Origin of the sequence: Ralstonia pickettii (assembly GCF_001699815.1) — a bacterium.
GTDB lineage: Bacteria > Pseudomonadota > Gammaproteobacteria > Burkholderiales > Burkholderiaceae > Ralstonia > Ralstonia thomasii.
In genome coordinates this window covers 1-487 of sequence record NZ_MCGB01000090.1, presented here as the reverse complement: position 1 = coordinate 487, position 487 = coordinate 1, and the positions used below count along the sequence as shown (strand labels likewise).

Genomic DNA, 487 nt, shown 5'->3' with positions numbered 1-487 from the left:
GTCAACGTGACAACAAGTCATAGCCTGGTGACCATAGCGAGTCGGTACCACCCCTTCCCATCCCGAACAGGACCGTGAAACGACTCCGCGCCGATGATAGTGCGGATTCCCGTGTGAAAGTAGGTCATCGCCAGGCTCTCCCCTCCAACACCCCAGCTCTTACACAGAGCTGGGGTGTTTGTTTTTACACCTCCACAAACGCGCTATCACTCGTCGAGCTCTTCGCGGCAACACATCCCAGCGCCTTCCCACCCAAAAACAAAAACCTCCGTAAGCACCCGGTGAACCCGTCTTGAAGGGGACCCGCGTAGCAAGGAGCATCGTGTCCATCTAGTTCTAGGTGGACACGTGGACACTATCGAAGAGAGCGCGCCAATACGGCGCCGACGTCGGCATAGCGCCGAGTTCAAGGCCAAGGCAGTGCAGGAGTGCATGCAGCCGGGTGTTTCGATCGCGGCGATAGCCCTGCACCATCGCCTCAATGCGA

The 487-nt window shown here is 58.1% G+C and carries 1 protein-coding gene and 1 rRNA gene; both read left to right on the top strand.

The window, feature by feature from the left end:
* Positions 1–23: 23 nt before the first annotated feature.
* Positions 24–136 (top strand): 5S ribosomal RNA (gene rrf, locus BEK68_RS19030).
* A 212-nt stretch (positions 137–348) separates the two neighbouring features.
* A partial coding sequence (locus BEK68_RS26400; protein ID WP_139111368.1) for a helix-turn-helix domain-containing protein occupies positions 349–487 on the top strand: 139 nt, incomplete at its 3' end.